At 48.1% G+C, this 19,536-nt stretch carries 19 protein-coding genes; 11 read left to right on the forward strand and 8 right to left on the reverse strand.

Annotated elements, in window-relative coordinates; all coding sequences use genetic code 11:
* The first annotated feature begins 9 nt into the window (after positions 1-9).
* On the forward strand, positions 10-909 hold the full coding sequence (locus tag BBB58_RS01345; protein ID WP_074035027.1) for a class F sortase: 900 nt from the start codon (positions 10-12) through the stop codon (positions 907-909).
* 50 nt (positions 910-959) lie between these two features.
* Here BBB58_RS01345 and BBB58_RS01350 read toward each other — a convergent pair whose 3' ends face one another.
* From BBB58_RS01350 to BBB58_RS01360, 3 genes are all read right to left on the reverse strand, one after another.
* The gene (locus BBB58_RS01350; RefSeq protein WP_015880419.1) at positions 960-1,667 is read right to left on the reverse strand and encodes an ABC transporter ATP-binding protein; all 708 of its coding nucleotides are present in this window, start codon (positions 1,665-1,667) and stop codon (positions 960-962) included.
* Entirely contained in the window at positions 1,667-3,304 is a 1,638-nt protein-coding gene (locus BBB58_RS01355; RefSeq protein WP_031424332.1) for an ABC transporter permease, read from the reverse strand. Before BBB58_RS01355 ends, BBB58_RS01350 begins: the two co-directional genes overlap by 1 nt.
* Before the next feature lie 133 nt (positions 3,305-3,437).
* Entirely contained in the window at positions 3,438-4,499 is a 1,062-nt protein-coding gene (locus tag BBB58_RS01360; RefSeq protein ID WP_074035029.1) for a Fe(3+) ABC transporter substrate-binding protein, read from the reverse strand.
* Between the two features lie 226 nt (positions 4,500-4,725).
* Here BBB58_RS01360 and BBB58_RS01365 point away from each other — a divergent pair, with 226 nt between their 5' ends.
* Together BBB58_RS01365 and BBB58_RS01370 are read left to right on the forward strand one after the other, a co-directional pair.
* Positions 4,726-5,292 carry a TetR/AcrR family transcriptional regulator gene (locus BBB58_RS01365; RefSeq protein ID WP_074035030.1) on the forward strand — a complete coding sequence of 189 codons (567 nt, stop codon included), beginning with the start codon at positions 4,726-4,728 and terminating at the stop codon, positions 5,290-5,292.
* 32 nt (positions 5,293-5,324) lie between these two features.
* The gene (locus BBB58_RS01370) at positions 5,325-8,477 is read left to right on the forward strand and encodes an efflux RND transporter permease subunit (protein WP_074035031.1); all 3,153 of its coding nucleotides are present in this window, start codon (positions 5,325-5,327) and stop codon (positions 8,475-8,477) included.
* Positions 8,478-8,522: 45 nt separating this feature from the next.
* Here the strand turns inward: BBB58_RS01370 and BBB58_RS01375 are convergent, their stop codons facing one another.
* Positions 8,523-9,260 (reverse strand): YwqG family protein, encoded by a 738-nt coding sequence (locus tag BBB58_RS01375; protein ID WP_074035032.1) that lies wholly within the window; start codon positions 9,258-9,260, stop codon positions 8,523-8,525.
* A 149-nt stretch (positions 9,261-9,409) separates the two neighbouring features.
* Between BBB58_RS01375 and BBB58_RS01380 the strand changes: the two genes are divergently transcribed.
* The 6 genes from BBB58_RS01380 to BBB58_RS01405 all read left to right on the forward strand — a co-directional run bounded on the left by BBB58_RS01380 (position 9,410) and on the right by BBB58_RS01405 (position 14,784).
* Positions 9,410-9,763 (forward strand): CidA/LrgA family protein, encoded by a 354-nt coding sequence (locus BBB58_RS01380; protein WP_074035034.1) that lies wholly within the window; start codon positions 9,410-9,412, stop codon positions 9,761-9,763.
* Entirely contained in the window at positions 9,760-10,434 is a 675-nt protein-coding gene (locus tag BBB58_RS01385) for an LrgB family protein (protein WP_074035035.1), read from the forward strand. The genes BBB58_RS01380 and BBB58_RS01385 overlap by 4 nt, the downstream gene beginning before the upstream one ends.
* Positions 10,435-10,531: 97 nt before the next feature.
* The gene (pepT, locus tag BBB58_RS01390) at positions 10,532-11,770 is read left to right on the forward strand and encodes a peptidase T (RefSeq protein ID WP_074035037.1); all 1,239 of its coding nucleotides are present in this window, start codon (positions 10,532-10,534) and stop codon (positions 11,768-11,770) included.
* Between the two features lie 52 nt (positions 11,771-11,822).
* Positions 11,823-12,287 (forward strand): SACOL1771 family peroxiredoxin, encoded by a 465-nt coding sequence (locus BBB58_RS01395; protein ID WP_074035039.1) that lies wholly within the window; start codon positions 11,823-11,825, stop codon positions 12,285-12,287.
* A complete protein-coding gene (locus tag BBB58_RS01400; RefSeq protein ID WP_074035041.1) occupies positions 12,274-12,993 on the forward strand; it encodes a PDDEXK family nuclease in 720 nt (239 codons plus the stop codon). The genes BBB58_RS01395 and BBB58_RS01400 overlap by 14 nt, the downstream gene beginning before the upstream one ends.
* A 165-nt stretch (positions 12,994-13,158) precedes the next feature.
* Complete coding sequence (locus BBB58_RS01405) at positions 13,159-14,784, forward strand: ABC-F family ATP-binding cassette domain-containing protein (RefSeq protein WP_074035043.1); 1,626 nt, start codon at positions 13,159-13,161, stop codon at positions 14,782-14,784.
* Positions 14,785-14,815: 31 nt separating this feature from the next.
* Here BBB58_RS01405 and BBB58_RS01410 read toward each other — a convergent pair whose 3' ends face one another.
* Positions 14,816-15,565 carry a FixH family protein gene (locus BBB58_RS01410; protein WP_015880407.1) on the reverse strand — a complete coding sequence of 250 codons (750 nt, stop codon included), beginning with the start codon at positions 15,563-15,565 and terminating at the stop codon, positions 14,816-14,818.
* Between the two features lie 265 nt (positions 15,566-15,830).
* Between BBB58_RS01410 and BBB58_RS01415 the strand changes: the two genes are divergently transcribed.
* Both BBB58_RS01415 and BBB58_RS01420 read left to right on the forward strand, forming a co-directional pair.
* The gene (locus BBB58_RS01415) at positions 15,831-17,024 is read left to right on the forward strand and encodes a LysM peptidoglycan-binding domain-containing protein (RefSeq protein WP_074035044.1); all 1,194 of its coding nucleotides are present in this window, start codon (positions 15,831-15,833) and stop codon (positions 17,022-17,024) included.
* A gap of 65 nt (positions 17,025-17,089) precedes the next feature.
* On the forward strand, positions 17,090-17,353 hold the full coding sequence (locus BBB58_RS01420; protein WP_047795807.1) for an LlsX family protein: 264 nt from the start codon (positions 17,090-17,092) through the stop codon (positions 17,351-17,353).
* A 26-nt stretch (positions 17,354-17,379) separates the two neighbouring features.
* Here the strand turns inward: BBB58_RS01420 and BBB58_RS01425 are convergent, their stop codons facing one another.
* The 3 genes from BBB58_RS01425 to BBB58_RS15105 all read right to left on the reverse strand — a co-directional run bounded on the left by BBB58_RS01425 (position 17,380) and on the right by BBB58_RS15105 (position 19,523).
* On the reverse strand, positions 17,380-17,817 hold the full coding sequence (locus BBB58_RS01425) for a hypothetical protein (RefSeq protein ID WP_074035045.1): 438 nt from the start codon (positions 17,815-17,817) through the stop codon (positions 17,380-17,382).
* Positions 17,814-19,139: a PepSY-associated TM helix domain-containing protein gene (locus BBB58_RS01430; protein ID WP_074035046.1), complete on the reverse strand. Its 1,326-nt coding sequence runs from the start codon at positions 19,137-19,139 to the stop codon at positions 17,814-17,816. The genes BBB58_RS01425 and BBB58_RS01430 overlap by 4 nt, the downstream gene beginning before the upstream one ends.
* A 216-nt stretch (positions 19,140-19,355) precedes the next feature.
* Positions 19,356-19,523, reverse strand: a complete 168-nt coding sequence (locus tag BBB58_RS15105) for a hypothetical protein (protein ID WP_160300237.1) — start codon at positions 19,521-19,523, stop codon at positions 19,356-19,358.
* Positions 19,524-19,536: the final 13 nt, after the last annotated feature.

Below are 19,536 nucleotides of genomic sequence, written 5' to 3' on the forward strand. Positions count from 1 at the left end.
GGGAGTCCCATGAACAAGCGCCTTTTGTTTCTGGCGCTCTCTCTCTTTTGTTTTAGCTTCTGGACGTGGACGAGCGCCCAAGAATCGTCGTCACCACCTGTAGAAGAAAAACAAATAGAGGAGAGCCCGGATTTAACGGCTGAATTCTCACTTCTACAGGAAGAGGTGAAAAAGCTACGCTTAGCCGAGGAAGAAGAAAACGCCAAGGCCGTCACCCCTGTTCAAATCCAGATCCCTAAAATCGATGTCGACACCGCCATCGAACAAGTCGGGGTCCTCGATAATGGACAGATGGGTGTACCAGAAGATGAGAACCAGGTCGGGTGGTTCGAACCCGGTGTCACACCGGGTAGCAAAGGAAATGCTGTGATTGCCGGTCACGTCGACAGCAAGACCGGTCCGGCTATCTTTTATCAACTCGATCAACTGACAAAAGGCGATGACGTTCTGATTCAAGATGAAGCGGGTAACACACTCCGGTTCCGCGTCACAAAAACAGAACGCTATGATACAAAAACCGCGCCAATCGAAGAGATTTTCGGTGCCACATCAAATCGGAACTTAAATTTGATTACCTGTTCGGGGACGTTCGGGGACGGGGGCTATGATGAACGATTCGTCGTCTATACAGAGCTGGTGGATACCGAACTGAACGAAACTGTCGATCTCGAGACACCGACGGCAGTCGAACTAAAAGGTAACTTATTGACATGGCACGCCGTTCGTCAAGAGAGCGTGATTGGATATCGGATCTATGAAGTCATTGACGGAAAAGCGACTCATATCGAAAGTATCCCAACCCATGCACGAAAAAGTATCGAGGTCACAAATGAGAACAATGCATCCTACTACGTGACTGCGATTGACCAACTTGGAAATGAGTCAAAACCTTCCGAGATGACAAAATGACAAAAAGACCCCTTACTCGCTTTAGAAATGAGTAAGGGGTCTTTTGTTGTTTATACGAAGCAAGGAATTTGCGGGTTGAACGTCTTGTTGTTCTCCGTCATGATCTGCTTTTTAATTTTGCCTTCTCCAAGGTAGACAATCCGGTCGGCAAGTGCCTCGGCATCTTCCTCATCGTGCGTTACGAAAATCGTTGTCGTACCTGTCTGCTTCAAGAGACGACGCAAATCGTCGCGAATCCTGTGTTGAAGTGACGTATCCAAATTACTGAACGGCTCGTCTAGAATCAAGAGCGCCGGCTTCGGTGCGAGCGCACGCGCGAGCGCGACACGCTGTTGTTGTCCCCCACTGAGTTCGTACGGATAACGGTGACGGAACTCCGTCAAGTTGACGAGCGCGAGCATCTCTTCGACACGCGCATTCCGTTCCTTGCGGTTCAGTTTATGAAGACCGAATCGAATGTTCTTTTCAACGGTCATGTGCGGGAAGAGTGCATAGTCTTGGAAGACCATCCCCACGCCACGATCTTCTGGCGGCATGAACTGACAATCGTCGCAACAGACACAGTCATTCACGACGACGACGCCCTGGTTCGGCATCTCGAGTCCTGCGATCAAACGGAGAATCGTACTCTTCCCCGATCCGCTGTCCCCAAGAAGCGAGACGATTTCACCTTTCGTGATTGAAATCGAGAACCCTTTGATTGTCTCTTCATGTGCACCTTTATAGCTAAAATGTAAATCATTGATTTGAACAAACATTAGTCGGCCTCCTTATCAAGCACCTTGTGGGAAACGAAAATCAACAGTCCACTCATGAGGACGATGACGATGGAAGCGAGTGCCGCTTCGTGAATCTTCTCATCACTCACGTATTTGAACGCCTGTGTCGCAAGCGTCGAAAAGTTAAATGGTTGTAAAAAGAGCGTCAACGGCAACTCTTTCATAATATCAATAAAGACGAGGATAAACGCGCTCATGATGGCGCCTTTGATCATCGGGATATCGACGCGAAAGAACGTTTGGACCGTATTCCACCCCAGCATACGGGATGCTTCGGTAAACGACTTCCCTACTTTCTCAAACCCGCTCTCAATCGAGTTGTAGCCGATGGCGAGGAAGCGGATGACGTAGGCAAAGATGAGCATGATGAGCGTCGTGCGGAACACGAATGTCTGACTCAAGTCGAGCGCCCGTGCCAAATCGAGCACTTTGTCATCGAGCCACAAGAAGAGCGTGATGACCGCAATGGCGATCGCCGCTCCCGGAATCGAATACCCGAGTGTCGTCACTTTCGAAATGACACGCGTCATGTTTGACGGGAAGAGTCGTGTATAGTTCGCAATGATGAGTGCGAACAGTAAGATGATCACGGTTGCAGTAAAGGCGACCCGAACCGTATTCCAAACGAGTTGCCAAAATTCTTCCGTGAAGACCGTATCGAACGTCAGAAACGTCCATGCCGTCAACTGAGTGAACGGAATGACGAATGCAATCGCAAAGACGAGCGAAACATATGCGAATACCGCATAGCGATGCCAGCCTTGCAGCGGTCTCGGTTTGAGCGGTTTTACTTTCGTTGAAGCGTAACTGAACTGCTTCCGTCCTCGCACGAGCCGTTCCATCGTCAAGATCGCGATGACGAGAATCATGAGCGTGCCCGCAAGTTTCAGCGCCGACGACGTATCCTTCATACCGAACCATGTGCTGAAGATGGCGGTACTAAACGTCTGGATCCCGAAGTATTTCACGACACCATAGTCGTTGAGCACTTCCATCAAGACGAGACTGACACCGCCGATGATGGCGACTCGAGAAATCGGAATGACGACGGTGAAGAAGATGTCCCACGACCCACGACCGAGAATCCGTGCGTTCTCAATCATCGAGGATGACTGGTTATGCAGAAACGCACGAGTGATCGTATAAATATATGGATAGAGGAACAACGTGAAAATAAACACGGTTCCTTGAATCGACATGATGTTGAAGTACGACTGATCGACGGTGATCCCGAACTGATTTCGTAGCGTCGTTTGGATCACTCCGGTGTAATTTAAAATGCCGTGATACGTATACGCCCCGATATAAGGCGGAATCGCGAGCGGCAGGATGAGTGCCCATTTAAAGAAGCGACGGAACGGAAAATCATAGACGGTCACGAACCAAGCGAGGCTCGTCCCAATCACGGTCGTCAAGACACCGGTAGCCACCATAATGAACAACGTGTTTCGCACGTAACGGGGCAACAGGTACTCCTGAATGTGCTGCCAATTGTCATTGACCGGGGCGAACAATTCGACGAGCACGACAATTCCCGGCAAGACGATCAATAAAATCGCGAGAAAGCTAAGGATCGCCCATCCATTCAGTTGTCGTTTTACTGCGTGCCAGTTCATGTCGTACCGCTCCCGTTCTGTAAACTATCAATTCCTGTCCCATCATATCAGTTTCTGCGCATCCCGTGTAGCGCTTAGGGTGAGAAGAACGCAAAAATCTCCGGCCTGAACTCGCGTTCAAGCCGAAGTCATCTTACTTCCAACCTACTTCGTTAAAGATGCGGATTGCTTCTTGTTGGTTTTCACCAAGTGCAGAGAGGTTGATGTCTTGCTCTTTGAACTCGCCCCATGATTGAAGAAGTTCGTTCGGCTCAACCGACTCGTTGACTGGATATTCGTAGTTCACACTCGCAAACTTCTCTTGAGCTGACGGTTCTGACATGAACTCCATCAATTTTTGAGCGTTTTCTGTATTTTTCGATGCTTTCGTCATCGCGATACCAGAAATGTTCACGTGTGTGCCTGTTGTATCTTGATTTGGGAAGAAGACACCGAGTTGTTCAGCGACTTTCTTCTCTTCCTCGTCTTCAGAATTCAACATGAGCCCCATGTAGTACGTGTTCATGATGGCCACATCCCCTTCGCCAGCGACGACCGCTTTCGCTTGGTCTCGGTCGTTCCCTTGTGGGTCGCGTGCCATGTTGTTCACTAAGCCCTTCGCCCACTCTTTCGCTTCATCGACACCATTCACTTCGATGAACGATGCGAGGAGTGAGATGTTGTACATGTTTTCAGATGGACGGACGAGCACTTTACCGTTCCACTGTTCTTCTGTCAACGCTTCATACGTCGACAAATCTTCTGGTTTCACGCGATCTTTTGAGTACACGATGACACGCGCACGTTTCGTCAAACCGAACCATTCGTTGTCCGTGTCACGATATTTTTCAGGAATGTTTGACTCAAGCTCATCGCTATCGACCGCTTGAAGATGTCCTGCTTCTTTCGCTTGATACAAGTTTCCGGCATCTGCTGTGATGAAGAGGTCAGCCTCTGTGCTCTCCCCTTCTGTGTTCAAACGCTCGAGAAGTTCGTCACTCTTCCCTTCCACCACGTTGACCTTGATGCCTGTTTCTTCTTCAAACTGTTTATATAATTGTTGATCGACATCGTAGTGGCGACTCGAGTAAACATTGACGACGTTCGAATCGTCTGAGCCTTCATTTGAAGTTGTCTCATCTGTGCTTGCACAAGCGGCAAGGAGCGATGTCGTTAACGCTGCTGAAATTCCTAAAGCTGCATATTTTTTGTTCATCTGTCATTCCCCCACGTTCGGTTATTTCTCTCTGGTAATGATAATTACTCTCAGTACTTATCATCACTGATAATCATTCTCACGTCAAGACTTTTCTGCAATCGCTATCACATTACATGTGTAATTGGTGACAGTTTTGAGGACATCATTTCTTGACTTCAAAAGAATACGAACGATATAGTAAAATCAAACAAACCGTCTGGTCGGTACAGAAAGAGGTGAAGATATGTCAAACCGATCGAACGTTACAAAGCAAAAGCTGTTGGATGCGGCAACCGACATCATCATGAACCACGGCGTGCACCAACTTACCTTAGATGAAGTCGCCAAGACTGCGGGTGTATCTAAAGGTGGACTGCTTTATCATTATCCTTCAAAAGAAGCGTTGATGACGGCGATGGTCGAACGATTACAACAAGAACAAAACGAGCTATATGCTTCATTGCAACAAGAAGGCTATGGACCTGTCGAGGCATTCGTTCGTCTATTTGATGAAACGAAGTTACATCCTGAGCGTGCTGCCATCCAAATCGACGTCGAGAAGATGATTGCATTTCTCACGTTGTTCGAAGTCGACCAAGAGTACGCCAATCGTTGGAAACATGATTTAGATACGTTCTTCGCACAGTTCCAACAAACGGCCGACCCGGTGGAAACGATGATCATTCGTTATGCACTCGAAGGTATGATGATGTCCGAACACTTCGGTGTCGGTGTTCCCCCTACCGAACTCAAACAAGCGATTATCGCACGCTTGATTGAACGAGCCCACGACATCGATTGTGAGTCATAAAACAACATAATAATAGAGGAGATTAAAAACCCATGCAGAAAATCACGTCCTTCTCCGTTAACAACAAGTTTGCGGTTTGGTTGATGACGATCATCTTGACGGCCGCCGGTCTTTTCGCCGGTCTGACGATGAAGCTCGAGACGTTACCGGACATTACGACTCCGACCGTCTCGGTCACAACCATTTATCCAGGTGCATCCCCTGAGCAAGTGCTCGAAGAAGTCAGCACTGTGTTAGAAGACCGACTTCAGAATTTGAATGGCGTAGAGCAAGTTCGTTCTTCATCGTTCCAAAACGCTTCAAACATCCAAATCGATTATGATTTCAGCACCGATATGGATGAAGCGGAGCAACAAGTCAAAGATGCGTTAAGCAACGTCGAATTGCCGGAGTCGGCACAAGACCCTCAAGTGTCGCGTCTCAGTTTCGACGCTTTCCCGGTAATCGGGGCTGCCATCTCGGATGAAAGCCTGGATTTGGCCGAATTGACAAAACTCGTCGAGGAAGAAGTACAGCCTGCTCTTGAAGGAGTGGAAGGTGCGCAAACCGTCCAAATTGCCGGGCAAGAGATTCGCCGCGTCGAGCTTCAATTCGATCAAGAAGCGCTCGCTGAATACAATTTGACAGAAGACACGGTCAAACAATTGATTCAAGCGAATGATGCCCGTATCGCGCTCGGATTATATGAATTAGGTGACACGGAGCAAGCGGTCGTCATCGACGGCAAGTCGGAGACGCTCGAAGCGTTCCGCGACATCCAAATCCCTTACTCACCAGCACAATCAACGCCGACGACACCGTCTGCCCCGACTGAATTGCCACCTGGTCAAACGCCAGACGTGCCAACAGATGTCCCGACGGAAACACCATCGGCATTACCACCGAACGTTCCGACGACGGTTCCGACTGTCGCGTTGAGTGAACTTGCGACAATCGAGGACAAAGGAATCGAAGAATCGATTTCTCGCTCGAACGGTGAACGTTCCATCGGCGTACAAGTGACGAAGACACAAGATGCGAACACGGTCGATGTCGTCAACGCCGTCAAAGAAGTATTGAATGACTTCGAAGCTGAAAACGATACGGCGAATGTATCAATTACACTCGACCAAGGACAACCGATTGAAGAGTCGGTCGAAACGATGTTATCGAAAGCGTTGCTCGGTGGCCTATTCGCCATCCTCATCATCTTAGTGTTCTTGCGTAACTTCCGATCGACGATCATCGCTGTCATCTCGATCCCGTTATCGCTTCTCATGGCACTCATCGTCTTGAAGCAATTGGACATCACATTGAACATCATGACACTCGGTGCGATGACCGTTGCGATTGGGCGTGTCGTCGATGACTCTATCGTCGTCATCGAGAACATTTACCGTCGACTCACGCGTTCGAACGAACCACTTCGCGGTAAAGAGTTGATTATCGCGGCAACAAAAGAAGTATTCATCCCGATCGCCTCGTCGACCATCGTCACGATTGCAGTATTCTTGCCGCTTGGATTTGTCACTGGTTTTGTCGGTGAACTGTTCTTGCCGTTCGCATTGACGGTCGTCTTCGCATTACTCGCTTCGTTACTCGTGGCGATCACGGTCGTACCAATGATGGCCGACTCGTTCTTTAAAAACCGCGACAAGTTGAAGCCAGAAGAAGGTCCAGGCAAGCTCGCGGAATGGTATCGTGGCGTCTTGAACTGGTCACTGAACCATAAACTCGTCGTGTTCGGTCTCGCGACTGCCCTATTGATTGGTAGCTTTGCCCTTGTCCCAGCGATTGGGGTCAACTTCTTGAATCAGGATTCGGAGAAGACGTTGTTCGTCACGTTCGACCCAGAACCTGGTCAAACACTTGAAGATTCGATTGCCGCAGCAGAAGTGGCAGAAGAATACTTCATGGAAGAACAACCGAACGCAACCGATGTTCAGTTCACGGTCGGTGGAGAGAACCCGCTGAACCCCGGAAACAACAAACAAGGAATCTTCATCGTTCAATATGATCCAGATACGGAAGACTTCGCGGATGTGAAGTTAGCTGATATCGAGAAATTGAACGAACTCGCTTCGAACGGGGAATGGAAAGAACAAGACTTCTCAGGTGGCGGCGCAACGAGCGGTGTCACATACAACGTCTATGCCAACTCCCTTGAAGATCTAGAAGCCATCGTGCCGACTTTCATCGAAACGATTGAAGAGGAAACGGATTATGTCCGTCAAGCGACATCTGACTTACGTGAGTCCTATGTACAATACACGTTCAACGTCGACCAACAGGCCGCTGCAGAAGCCGGTGTGTCGGCAGGTCAAATCGCGCAAGTCATCAGTCAGTTCCAGGCACCAGAAAGTCCACTTACAAGTGTCACAGTGGATGACAAACAGTTAGACGTCGTCATCCCGAACGAGCAAGTGACGTATGACAGTGTCGATGACCTGCAAGCACAAGAAATCACGACACCGTTCGGACCACGCCCGATTTCAGACTTCATTGAAATCGAAGAAGGCACAACACCGGACACACTCGTCGAGCGCGACGGAAAACTGCTTGCGCAAGTAAGTGTTGAACTCAGCACAGATAAAGCGACAGAAGCGTCTGCTGCGATTGAAGAACGCGTATCGGACATCGAGCTCCCATCTGGCGTCTCGTATGATGTCGGCGGTGTAACGGAACAGATTCAAGAATCGTTCACACAGCTCGGTCTTGCGATGCTCGCCGCGATCGCCATCGTCTACTTGGTTCTCGTCATCACATTCGGAGGGGCACTCACACCATTCGTCGTGTTGTTCTCACTCCCGTATGCGATTATCGGGGGACTTGTCGCCCTCCTCATCACGGGTGAAACGATTTCGGTTTCTGCCTTGATCGGGGCACTCATGTTGATCGGGATTGTCGTCACGAACGCCATCGTCTTGATTGACCGCGTCATTCATAAAGAAGAAGCTGGTTTATCAACACGTGAAGCGTTACTTGAGGCAGCAGGCACACGCCTTCGCCCAATCTTGATGACCGCACTCGCGACAATCGGTGCACTCGCACCGCTCGCACTCGGTCTCGAGGGTGGGGCACTCATCTCGAAAGGTCTCGGCGTCACCGTGATCGGCGGACTTACAAGTTCGACGCTCCTCACGTTGCTCATCGTACCAATCGTCTATGAGTTCTTCGCACGATTCCGTAAGAAAAAACAAGCGTAATCAAAAGAGAGTCGACTCATTCGAGTCGGCTCCCTTTTTTTGCGTTCAATAACACTGCATAATGATTTCGGTTTCTCCAAACCGTTTGGCACGGAGAGCATCTTCCGGAATGAGAAAATAGAGAATACCCGAATCCCCGAACATGACGTCTAACTCCTCAGACGTGTCCATTTGAAACAATAGGAAAGGATGATCGAATCGTTCCCCATATGTTTCCTGTATCTCTTCAAAAACATCACCTTGTACTTCACTCGGATGTCCACCGATTGCATGAAGTTCCTCTTGATTGAATTGTTCGAGTAACCGATCATACATCTCTTCGTCGAGCAGCTCATATAAACTGTATTCATTCTCTGCATAGCTTTCTTCAAAGGAAACAGCACGCTCATTCAAAGCTTCTCCAACCCGCACTCGCTCAAGTTGCGTTTCTTCCGTATACAAGACACGCCAAAGATGACGCTCGTCCTCATCTCCCCAAGGTTGTTCTTCCAAGTCATAGAAGAAAGACAACAAACCTTCTTTTGGGAGTGCATCTACGGATTCAAACTCAGCCAAATCACTTAAACGAAACTGAGCTAAAAACGTCATATTCTCTCCAGGATGCAAGTCTGCGTGTGGTAAGTCAGGATACCCGCCAAACTTAGAATGGCCAACCGCTACTTCTTCCCTTGTTGTCCGTGGCAAAATTGTCAAATTGACCCGCTTTGTGAACGCATGTAAAATGTCTTCCCTGTTTTGTAATCCATGCTCTTGAATAAATTGCTCAATCGTTTTTAGTTCCATCTCGACACCCCGCTTGTTTATGATAGATGTAGTATAGCATCCCGAACGTATGTACCCCTTATCTTTTTTGTCATTTTCTATTCTTGACCTCTCTCGTTGAATTTGAGAAGATTCATACGTTTTGAATGACGTGAAAGGAAGTCATGTATATGAAATTATTAAAATGGATGATTGGGCTCGCTCTTTTATTCGGACTGAGCACGCTCGGAAACTGGATGGTTGAGACGTTCTCGTGGAAAGTACCAGGCAGCGTCATCGGCATGGTGCTCTTGCTCATCCTCTTGTTGACAAAAGTCATTCGCGTGGAATGGATTGAGGACAGTGCCGGATATTTAACGAAGCACCTCGCCTTCTTCTTCATCCCGATCGCCGTCGGTCTTATGGCATACGGAACGTTGTTAAAAGCTGCCGGCATCCCGCTCCTCATCACGTTACTCGCCAGCATGGCGGTCGGGATGGTCGTGACGGCGTTTGTTTCCGGGAGAGAAGGTGAGATATCATGACATACGTTTGGATTGGATTGACGATTCTCGTGTATTCGCTCAGTCGTCGACTTTCCATGAAGTGGGCATCTCCGTTCACCAATGTCGTCTTCTTAAGTACAGCAATTTTGATTCTTCTGTTACTCGTGACAGGACAGTCCTATGATACGTATAAACCAGCCACCGACATCATCACCATCTTACTTGGTCCGGCGACGGTCGCCCTCGGGTTACCGCTCTATCGCAACTTACCTGTACTACTCGCCCGGGCAAAACGGGCCCTGAGTGCCATCGTACTCGGGTCACTCTCTACGATTTTTTTGGCTGTACTTTTCGGCAAACTGTTTTCGTTTACCGAAAACGTATTGATTGCGCTATCGGTCAAATCAGCGACGTCTCCGATTGCCCTTGAGTTGGCTCGACAGCTAGAAGGAGATGCGACACTTGCCGCCTCGATTGCTGTTGCCTGCGGTATTTTAGGGGCGATGCTTGGACCGGTACTCTTGACATGGATCCGTATGGACGACCCGTTCACGCGTGGACTCACACTCGGGACAATCAGTCATGGAATCGGGACCGCTCAGGCGGCAACGGAACATCCGTTGTCCGGTGCAACAGGTGGTGCCGCAATGGGATTGACCGCAATCTTCACCTCGTTTATCTTGCCGATTCTATATCCGTTTCTCTTTTGAACAGGTCGCGTCCATCGATGGGCGCGACTTTTTTGTTTCGACTTCGATTGCGCGTGATAAACTAATGAAGATGAAACTTATTATAGGAGGGCAATCCATGCAAGCAAAATTAATTGAACGCTTAATGACGTACGCGAAGATTGATACACAGTCGGATTTCACAAGTGCGACAACACCATCGACGGCCAAACAATGGGATTTGATTCGCCATTTGGAGAAAGAATTGAAAGATCTCGGACTGACAGACGTTGAGACGGACGAATACGGCTATCTCTTCGCCACACTTCCAAGTAACGTCGATTATGACGTCCCGACAATCGGCTTCCTTGCTCACGTCGATACGGCGACCGACTTCACAGGAACGAACGTGTCCCCTCAACTCGTCGAGCATTATGAAGGTGGCGACATCGTCTTGAACGAGTCATTGAATGTCGTGTTATCACCAAAAGACTTCCCGGAACTGGACGGGTATGTCGGGCATACGCTCATGACAACGGACGGGACGACACTCCTCGGCGCGGATGATAAGGCAGGGATTGCTGAAATCGTTACAGCCGTTGAATACTTATTGGCCCATCCTGAGATTCCACACGGGACGGTCCGCATCGCCTTCACACCAGATGAAGAAATCGGCCGTGGACCACATAAATTCGATGTCGCCCGATTCAATGCAGACTTCGCTTATACGATGGACGGCGGACCACTCGGAGAGTTGCAGTATGAGAGCTTCAACGCAGCCGGTGCGACCATCACCTTCCACGGAACGAACGTACACCCAGGTAGCGCGAAAAATAAGATGGTGAACTCGATGAAGCTCGCGATGGCGTTCCAAAATCGGTTACCTGCTGATGAGGCACCAGAACGGACGAGCAATTATGAAGGATTCTTCCACTTGAACGGCTTCAATGGGGACGTCGAGAAGACGACGCTTCAATACATCATCCGCGATCACGACAAACAGAAGTTCGAAGCGCGTAAAGCGTTGATGGAGAAACTTGTCCTAAAAAGAAAACAAAAATACGGGGAAGAACGGATTGAACTCCAGATGGAAGACCAGTATTACAACATGGCTGAGAAAATCGAGCCGGTCAAACACATCGTGGATACCGTCGCTGATGTCATGCGTGGTCTTGGCATCGAACCGAAGATCGAGCCGATTCGTGGTGGGACAGACGGTTCGCAACTTTCTTACATGGGACTCCCGACGCCGAACATCTTCACGGGTGGGGAGAACTATCACGGGAAGTTCGAATATGTCTCTGTGAATAACATGGAAAAAGCGACAACAGTCATCATCGAAACACTTCGCACATTCGCGAAACGTGCACAAGCATAACACATGCGCCTCCAATCGTTCTCTTTTACACTAGAGACATTGGAGGCGATTTTTGATGAAACATACATTTAGCATGAACCTCGGCTGGGATGGCGGACGAAATGACGTCGGCACCCTCGAGGCCGAGCGATTAAAGACACAGATTTCAATTCCGCCAGAGATGGACGGTCCTGGAGTTGGCACGAATCCGGATGAGATGTTACTCGGGGCAGCGGCAACGTGTTATATCATCACCCTCGCAGCCGTACTCGGGCGAAGTGATTTGACTCACCGTGGCATCACGATTGATGCAGAGGGCATCGTCGATGTGACAAACGGCATCTTCACTTACGAGACAATTCGCTATGCGACAACGATTCATGTACCTACAGAGATGACCGACCGAGACATCACGCTTGTCGAGCAAATCGCGAAAAAAGCGAAAGATCAATGTATGATTTCACGCGCACTCGCAGGAAATGTAGCATTTGAGTTGAATACCGTCATTTCACGTAAAAGTGGCAATGATTTTATTTGAAAAAACTTTGAAAAAAGCGATAATTGTAAACAGACGTAATCGCTTTGTCATGGACGTACTCGTTGATGATTTGCTCGCGCCTTGCCATTGTCCTGTAACAGGAAGGATTGGGGATATTATATTTGAAAACATCCCCTGCCTCGTCTCAGAAACCTATGACTCGAATCGTAAAACCCACTTTACAGTCGAAGCCATTTCAGTCGATGGTGAACAATGGATTGGAATCAATCAAGGTCGTGTAAACGACTATGTTGAAGCTTTCTTACTCGAGAACCAGCTTGATGCTTTCTCAACCCCGAGGGGAATCAAACGTGAAATAGTAATTGAAGGTGCACGGATCGATTTTCAGATTGATGGAATCTTCATGGAAGTGAAGGCTCCGCTCAGCGAACTACTCACTATTCCTCTCCCACACTTTAAACGTAGACGATTGAAACGACCCATCGAGACAGAACGGTTGATTCGTCATCTCCACGCTCTGATTTCCACTCTACCCCAAACCGGAAGAGCAGTCCTCTTATATGTTTTTTTTTTTTACGCACCAATTTATACCGGTAATTCCAACCGAAAACAAGACCATCTAATTCGTCAATTGATTAACGATGCGATACCTTCCGGATTAGAAATATGGCAACTGAACTGCACTATTTCCCCTGAAGGAATTCGTTTACTTCGTTGCTTTGACACAACGTCTCACTTCAAGTAACCAAATGTATTAAGTGAGACGTTATGTTTTTACTAAACATATGATATGTTGGGAATTACCGAATAGAGTCATTTTTCTTTTCCACTTTTTACGCGACTGCGCGATTTTCAAAAACGTGATACAATACACGTCGTAAACTAATCAGAAAAACGAGGGATACCATACATGATTACAGTAAATAACGTCAGCCTACAATTTGGCGGTCGCAAGTTGTTCGAAGAGGTGAACATCAAGTTCACGCCAGGCAACTGTTACGGATTGATCGGTGCGAACGGTGCCGGTAAATCGACATTCTTAAAGATTTTATCAGGTGAGCAAGATACGACGACGGGTGATGTCAGCATCACACCAGGCGAACGTCTCGCCGTCCTCAAACAGGACCACTACGCGTATGAGGACAGTGCAGTTCTCGAGACCGTCATCATGGGTCACGAGCGTCTCTACAAAATAATGAAAGAAAAAGACGCCATCTACATGAAAGAAGACTTCTCAGATGAAGACGGGATGCGCGCAGCTGAACTCGAAGGGGAATTCGCTGAGTTGAACGGTTGGGAAGCAGAGTCGGAAGCCTCGATGGTCCTGCAGGGTCTCGGTATCTCTGAAGCGCTCCACCAGAAACAAATGAGCGAACTCACAGGTGGGGAGAAAGTCAAAGTCCTTCTTGCCCAAGCGCTCTTCGGTAAGCCAGATATCCTCCTCTTAGACGAGCCGACCAACGGACTTGACCTAAAAGCGATTCAATGGTTAGAAGAATTCTTGATCAATTTTGAAAACACAGTCATCGTCGTTTCCCACGACCGTCACTTCTTGAACAAAGTCTGTACGCACATGGCCGACCTCGACTTCGGAAAAATCCAATTGTATGTCGGGAACTACGACTTCTGGTATGAGTCTAGCCAACTCGCTACACGTATGGCGGCAGATCAGAACAAGAAGAAAGAAGAGAAAATCAAAGAGCTTCAAAACTTTATCGCACGTTTCAGCTCGAACGCATCGAAAGCACGTCAAGCGACGTCGCGTAAGAAGTTGCTCGATAAGATCACACTTGATGACATCCGTCCGTCGTCACGTCGTTATCCGTTCGTTGGATTTACGATGGAGCGCGAAATCGGAAACGATGTTCTCTATGTCGACAACGTATCGAAAACGATTGACGGCGTGAAAGTGCTCGATAACGTCACGTTCTCACTCAACAAGACGGACAAAGTCGCGTTTGTCGGTCGTTCGGACGTTGCCATCACGACACTCTTCAAAATCCTCATGGGTGAGATGGAGCCAGACACAGGATCAGTCAAATGGGGCGTAACGACGACTCAGTCATACTTCCCGAAAGACAACTCAGAATACTTCGAGGGCTCAGAAAAGAGCATCCTTGACTGGTTGCGCCAGTTCTCGCCTGCCGATGAGTCAGACACGTTCCTTCGTGGATTCCTTGGCCGCATGCTCTTCTCAGGTGAAGAAGTCATGAAGAAGGCGTCTGTACTATCAGGGGGAGAAAAAGTACGTTGCATGCTCTCGAAGATGATGCTCTCGAACTCGAACGTGCTCGTCCTCGACGATCCGACGAACCACTTGGACCTCGAATCAATCACGGCACTCAACAACGGTCTCGAGTCGTTCAAAGGCGTGCTTCTCTTCAGCTCACATGACCATCAGCTCATCTCGACGATTGCGACACGCATCATTGAAGTGACACCGAATGGCATCGTGGATAAAGAAGCAACATACGATGAGTACTTGGAGAACGAGGCGCTTCAACAACAAGTTGAATCCCTTTACCAAAATGCATAATAAAAAATCGGCTCAAACGCGAGCCGATTTTTTATTTAACGTTTACCGTTTCCATCACGTGCTCATGAATGTCATGACCTTTCGTGACATGGACTTGAACGTTGTATGCGCCTGATTCAGCAAAAGTGTGTGCACCTTTATACATCCCAGCATCTGCTTCCTCCAACTTCACCCATTCATGCTTCTCTGCCCCATCTTGGAAGATTTCGAGCTGTACGTCCGCTCCAGCGAGCATCTCGTCTTCAATCATGACGTGTACCATGAATGGTTGTTCTTCCCCTGCTGTCGCCTCTTTCGGGTCAAGCGTGATATCCGCTCCAGCGTGGTGATGATGCTCACTCTCTTCTTCTGCTTCAGCAGCCGTTTCTGGATGTCCAACCGTCACGTTTGTCGTCGGCATGGTGTGCATCGAACGCGCTGTCACGTGAACCTGAACCGTATAGACCGCTTCTTCCGCGAACGTCGTCTCCGCTTCATAGATACCGTCTTTCGTGAGTGACGCCTTGATCATCTCACTTTCTTCCTTCGCACCATTCTTCCATACCTCGAACTTGATTTCATCCGCATCGTCTACAGGTTGACCATCTTGCGTGACTGTTACTGATAAAGGTACCGCCTCTCCCTTTTCAGCCGTTGCCTCTACCGTCAACTCTGCCTCGACCGGTTCCATTGACTGTGGAACAGCCGCGCTCTCCGCTTCTTTCTCCGTACCACACGCACCGAGTACGAATAACCCGATGAGTCCAAACACGACCCCAAACCGTGTCATCATCTTTTTCATCATAAGTCCTCCTTATAAATCGCTTACATCTTTCACACATTGTTCATGATACCATCTCTTTCCAAAAAGAGTGTGAGCATTCTGTGATATATCCCACGATACATTCTCACAAATTTCACACATATAGTTGAATCAAAATTTATTGAGTACATTTCCGAATTTTAGTAAATCATTTCTAAAAAGGGGTATATAAAATATATCAAGGTCAATCATTTGGAAAGTCTTAACATCAAGAGAGTTACATCATGAATGGAGGCGAATTCAGATGAAACGTAAGGTCATTCGTGGGGCGATGGCACTGTTCATCTTATTGGCGATGGTGATCACACAATCGATTTCCGTCAGTGCCGCCGCTTCAAAATTTGTCACGAGCGTGAACACGACGAGCAAGGTCGTCGCATTGACGTTCGATGACGGGGCAGACGGGGCGAACACGAACAAGATTTTAGACAAAAAAACAAAAAACAATGTCAAAGCCACTTTCTTTTTAACGGGGTCGGGCGCAAATAACCATCCACAGTACATTAAAAATATCGCCGCAAAAGGACATCAACTCGGAAATCACTCGTATACACACCCTGACTTCACCAAACTGACTGCCACGCAGATGAAATCCGAACTCGACCGCACGGAAGCTTTGATTAAATCGTTGACCGGAAAAACGACAAAACCGATTTTCAGAGCCCCGTTTGGTGCAGTGAATAGTACCGTATTGAGCGGTGTCGGGGCTGCAGGATACGGATACACGATTCAATGGAACATTGATACGATTGACTGGAAAGGGTTGACCGCGAGCCAAATCAACACGAAAGTTCAGACCAACATCAAACCGGGTTCAATCGTCTTGATGCATACCGGAGCCGGGGCCCCGGGTACACCGCTCGCACTCCCAACGATGATTTCACAACTCAAAGCAAAAGGGTACAAATTTGTCACGGTCTCGCAATTACTGGCCTATCAAAACACATCGACGAACAAAACGTATACCGTGAAGTCAGGTGATACGTTGTACAGTATCGCACGGACATACGGTGTCACCGTGTCGGCGCTTGCGGCTGCCAACAACATCACGAACTACAGCTTAATCTATGTCGGACAAGTGCTCATCATCCCAGGGACGACCGTCACACCACCCCCTTCGACGACTGTGAAATACACTGTGAAATCGGGCGACACACTCTACAAGATTGCGACGATGTACAACAAGACCGTCGCAAAAATCGCAGCCGCCAATAACATCACAAACGTCAACTCCATTTACGTCGGACAAGTACTCATCATTCCAACCACGACCGTCACACCTCCTACGACGACCGTGAAATATACGGTGAAATCGGGCGACACACTCTACAAGATTGCAACGATGTACAACACGACTGTCGCGAAGATCGCAGCGGCCAATAACATCACAAACGTCAACTCCATCTACGTCGGACAAGTGTTGACCATTCCAAAATGAGTGCACTGTGAATCTTTTCCTATTTCTGTGACGTATCGTATACAAACAGGAAAAGAGGAATTGCTATGACTCGAACCGTAATCCGTGTCAGTACTACCGCATTCATCGGACTTTTGGTTTCAATTGCCACATTCTCGATTTTGATTTGGCTCGGTTATGAACAAGCACTCACATCCGGTGAGCCGATCCAATTCTTAACACGTGAGATTTATCAATTCGAGAACGGAATCGGGGTCGCCAACCAGAATCAGATGGCCATTCTCGGTGCCGGATTCATGGGCCTTGCCGTTCTCATTGGAGAGATCGGGATACGTCTTAAACGAAAGTAACCGCTGCATACGCAACGGTTACTTTTTTAATGCTGATGTTCACCACCATGGTCGTGTGAGTGAACGATTGGTTGCTGCAATTGGTCGATTTGGTCTTGCGGTACATCACCGACAATCATCCATGCGGACGGCGTATAGACCTTCTGCCCTTCATGGACCATGCCGTTCACTTGGTAGATTCCCTGATCGAGTTTCACGCTCGTCACGAGATAGCCATCCTTTTCTGTCACTTCATACGTCCGGGTCTCTTCCGAATCGTAAGGCGTGACTTGAATATGGCTTTCCGTCACACGTTCATCATTCGATACTTTCATCGCAAGCGTCGTCGAGCCAACTTCTATACGTTCAGGTACGATCAGTTGAATCCCAATCGGATCAATGGTGCGTTCTACTGATTGAAGTTGACACGCGCTTAACCAAATTGTCGCTAGGATGACAGGAATGACTGCTTTAAATCGTTTCATGCTGCCACCTCCGCTTTCAACTTCCGGCGACCAATCAACCAATCAAATAGGAGAACGACAAGAATACTGATTCCTGCGAGCGGTAATGTCACACCTAGAAGTAAAATCAAGATACCGACGATTCGTTTAATGCGTTCGTCCTCAAACCGCTTCATCTGTTCAATGGATCCGACTTTTCGTTTGCGCCACATCATGAACGAGCTGATGACCACGAAAATGAGACCTAGACAAAGCGCGACACCGACCAATTGATTGAGTAAACCGAACAGGCGACCTTCATGGAACGCGATTCCAACCGTAATCAGTTTTCCGAGAATCCCGTAATCTGCGTATGTCACAGAGCTGAGTGTTTCACCACTATATTGATCTAAGTTCACCGTCGATTCTTTAAATGGATGACCTGCTGCCGATGTGACAGTATAGACGCCTGTTTCGCCTTCCGGAAGCGAGATTGTGTACGGTCGATCAATCGTGGACTTGTTCACCACCTGATTTAAATCAATCGGCAACATCGTACTTGGAGAAGACGTTGGAACGAGATCTGCTTGGGTCGCCCAAGGTACGTCTTCTGCCACCTCTTTTGTCGTCACGGTCGATTCTGGCTTGGCGCCAAACGCATAGGCATACATCGGTGCTCCCGTGTTTGTCGACGAGGAAACCCACTGCAACATCGCACCCGAAACGGATGACCAAGCCAACCCTGAACTGATAATGAGCACGAGGCCTAGCGATGACCACAAAGCGATGCTACCGTGCATCTGCTTCCACCACTGTCGTCCTTTCCCAAGCTTCGGCATAAGCATCCGAAGCGGATTCTTACCACGCGGCCAAAACAAGAATGTCCCCGTAATAAGAAGAATGATTGCCCAGGACGCCGCAAGTTCGACGACCCAGTTCCCGATTTGACCACCTAATAGTGTGCCATGAATCACAACTAATAAATCCATGCTACCTTCAGCAGACCGCGTTCCTAAAACTTCTGTAGTTTCCGGATGAATATATGTATACATCATCTCGTCTTTGTTCATCCAACCGATTCGAGTCGATTCGCCTTCATCCGGCAAACGAATCGATGTGATCATCGCATCCGGATATTCCGTCATGAATGATTCCTTTTGGACTTCAATCGGCTGTTCTTCCGTGAAAGTTGCCGTCATCATGTCTTTGTATTGCATCTTCGTTATTTGCGGTTCAAATAAATAAATGCTTCCTGTCACAGCCAGGATAATAAAAATTGGTGCAAATATGAGACCTGCATAAAAGTGCCAACGCCATACCGCTTGATACCAAGCGTTGCGTTTATTCAATCGTTCCCCTTGCATGATGCTTCCCCCTTTATCATTGTGTCCAACTTGTGAACAGATTGAGTATACAAGGAATGGAAACGGTTTATTCTTACTATTTGTGACAACTATTCGTCGAATTGGAGAAGTGAAAATGAACTTTGGTTCATCTTTTTTTCACATATTCATCAATCTATCTCACATACTTTCACATAAAGAAAGAGACACCAACAAGTTGGCGTCTCCAAAATATGATCAATTTGTGAACTGCTCTGCTTCTGTCGACCCAGCCAGTGCAGTCGTTGATGATTGCCCACCTGAGATGACGAGCGAGACTTCATCGAAGTAACCCGTTCCGACTTCACGCTGATGACGTGTCGCAGAAATTGTTGTATCATTTTGTATTTTTTTAGGGAGAAACAAGCTCTATGATGCG

It is taken from the genome of Exiguobacterium profundum (assembly GCF_001909285.1).
Classification (GTDB): domain Bacteria; phylum Bacillota; class Bacilli; order Exiguobacteriales; family Exiguobacteriaceae; genus Exiguobacterium; species Exiguobacterium profundum.

Coding starts and splice junctions, on each gene's coding strand:
- BBB58_RS01370 (WP_074035031.1), top strand. CDS start 5,325: ATGCAGAAAATCACGTCCTTCTCCGTTAACAACAAGTTTGCGGTTTGG.
- BBB58_RS01360 (WP_074035029.1), bottom strand. CDS start 4,499: ATGAACAAAAAATATGCAGCTTTAGGAATTTCAGCAGCGTTAACGACA.
- pepT (WP_074035037.1), top strand. CDS start 10,532: ATGCAAGCAAAATTAATTGAACGCTTAATGACGTACGCGAAGATTGAT.
- BBB58_RS01355 (WP_031424332.1), bottom strand. CDS start 3,304: ATGAACTGGCACGCAGTAAAACGACAACTGAATGGATGGGCGATCCTT.
- BBB58_RS01345 (WP_074035027.1), top strand. CDS start 10: ATGAACAAGCGCCTTTTGTTTCTGGCGCTCTCTCTCTTTTGTTTTAGC.
- BBB58_RS01380 (WP_074035034.1), top strand. CDS start 9,410: ATGAAATTATTAAAATGGATGATTGGGCTCGCTCTTTTATTCGGACTG.
- BBB58_RS01405 (WP_074035043.1), top strand. CDS start 13,159: ATGATTACAGTAAATAACGTCAGCCTACAATTTGGCGGTCGCAAGTTG.
- BBB58_RS01415 (WP_074035044.1), top strand. CDS start 15,831: ATGAAACGTAAGGTCATTCGTGGGGCGATGGCACTGTTCATCTTATTG.
- BBB58_RS01400 (WP_074035041.1), top strand. CDS start 12,274: ATGATTTTATTTGAAAAAACTTTGAAAAAAGCGATAATTGTAAACAGA.
- BBB58_RS01385 (WP_074035035.1), top strand. CDS start 9,760: ATGACATACGTTTGGATTGGATTGACGATTCTCGTGTATTCGCTCAGT.
- BBB58_RS01425 (WP_074035045.1), bottom strand. CDS start 17,817: ATGAAACGATTTAAAGCAGTCATTCCTGTCATCCTAGCGACAATTTGG.
- BBB58_RS01350 (WP_015880419.1), bottom strand. CDS start 1,667: ATGTTTGTTCAAATCAATGATTTACATTTTAGCTATAAAGGTGCACAT.
- BBB58_RS01375 (WP_074035032.1), bottom strand. CDS start 9,260: ATGGAACTAAAAACGATTGAGCAATTTATTCAAGAGCATGGATTACAA.
- BBB58_RS01420 (WP_047795807.1), top strand. CDS start 17,090: ATGACTCGAACCGTAATCCGTGTCAGTACTACCGCATTCATCGGACTT.
- BBB58_RS01410 (WP_015880407.1), bottom strand. CDS start 15,565: ATGAAAAAGATGATGACACGGTTTGGGGTCGTGTTTGGACTCATCGGG.
- BBB58_RS01430 (WP_074035046.1), bottom strand. CDS start 19,139: ATGCAAGGGGAACGATTGAATAAACGCAACGCTTGGTATCAAGCGGTA.
- BBB58_RS01365 (WP_074035030.1), top strand. CDS start 4,726: ATGTCAAACCGATCGAACGTTACAAAGCAAAAGCTGTTGGATGCGGCA.